Source organism: Bacillus sp. UNC41MFS5 (assembly GCF_000686805.1).
In genome coordinates, this window is sequence record NZ_JMLP01000055.1 from 1 (window position 1) to 1464 (window position 1464).

2 protein-coding genes are annotated in these 1464 nt (G+C 33.0%); both read left to right on the top strand.

Features of this window, described 5'->3' with window-relative positions:
* Positions 1-142: 142 nt before the first annotated feature.
* On the top strand, positions 143-550 hold the full coding sequence (locus BR30_RS35285) for a hypothetical protein (protein WP_051633651.1): 408 nt from the start codon (positions 143-145) through the stop codon (positions 548-550).
* A 681-nt stretch (positions 551-1231) separates the two neighbouring features.
* Entirely contained in the window at positions 1232-1426 is a 195-nt protein-coding gene (locus tag BR30_RS0116210) for a helix-turn-helix domain-containing protein (RefSeq protein ID WP_026565885.1), read from the top strand.
* Positions 1427-1464 lie beyond the last annotated feature (38 nt).

Sequence of the window (1464 nt, forward strand, 5' to 3'; positions counted from 1 at the left end):
ATAACCATGTATGAAACAATTATCCCTAAATCAATCAGATTTGCCAACAGCACTGCTTATGAGGGTAAGCCTGCTGTATGGACTGATTCTAAAAATGATATTGTGAGTGCTTATTTTGAATTAATGAAGGAGTGGATTGAATATGGCAAAGCAAAGAAGACAGTTAAATAATGCTTTTGAACAATTAAGTGGAAATGAAGGAGAAAATACACCAATGAATCCAGTAGAAGCAACTAACCCAACAAATAATGAAGTAGTAGAAGAAGCACCACAGAATGCTACTGAAACTGCACCAGAAGGCTCACAGGAGGTCTTAGAAGAAGTAGAAGAGAATAGCACCACCACAGTTAAATCAGTGGCTGAAAGGCTACAACAGAAGTATCAAGAGAAGGTCAGCAAACCAACTGTTGAGGACACACATATCAGAACAACATTCCTATTTAGAAAAGACCTAGCTAAAAGGCTTGATAGATTGTCCAAGAACAAAAGAGGATTCAAGACAGCTTTCATTAATGAAGCCATTGAAGCATTGCTGAATGAATATGAATAAAATGTGGTTTTTATCAAGACTTCCCAATGTGGAGGTCTTTTTTATTTGTCAGTTTGTGTTACTTTTTGGCTCTGAAATACTATATAAGGTGTAGGGGTAAAAAAAGTTTGGAACAAAACATGGAAAAAAGTGCTTCCACAGGTCTATAAACTATGAGAGGTATTTTTTTTATGCCAGAATGACACAAAAGTGCTTTCAAAGGTAGATAAAATATAGGGAGAGAATTTTCTTTTTGAGAAAGTGACACTTTTTGGCTGAGTTAAAGGTTTTACTTTATGAGGAGGTTAAAAACTTTTCAAGTTGTATTTGCTGAATCTGTTATTCTAGCTACAATATAGGGTAGGGCAAAAAAAGTTTTGTACTAAGTGACAGCATATAAAACAGGTTTGAAAGAAGATTATATATAGGAAGAAAATATTTTAAAAAACTTTTAAACAGTTTCAAAGAAAATGCCCCATAACACAAGTAAAATACTATGTCAATAGGTTAGTAGTAGAAAATTTGACAAAAATAAAAAATTATGATATAATACTTGTATAGTAGAAAAAAGTGTGGTAGAATGAAGTATTACATATTCTACTCCAATAAAAGTGGTATACCCTATCAGTATAGATTAGTAGAGAGGTAGGAAGCTATTTTTTTACCCTTAACACCAATAAAATTTGGAGGAGTTGATGAACAATGAATGAAGCTAATAAAAGGATTAGGGCAATATTCATTAAGAAGTTGGAAGACAATGGCTTGAAAATGAAGTTTGTAGCAGAAAAGGTTGGCATTGAGTACACCACATTAAGTAAGTGGAAGAATGGTGTTTTCAACTTTGCTGAGGACAAGCTAAAGAAGATAGCATATTTTCTTGAACAACTAGAAGATTAAGATAATGAGAGGATGATGACCATGATTGATTTATTTTT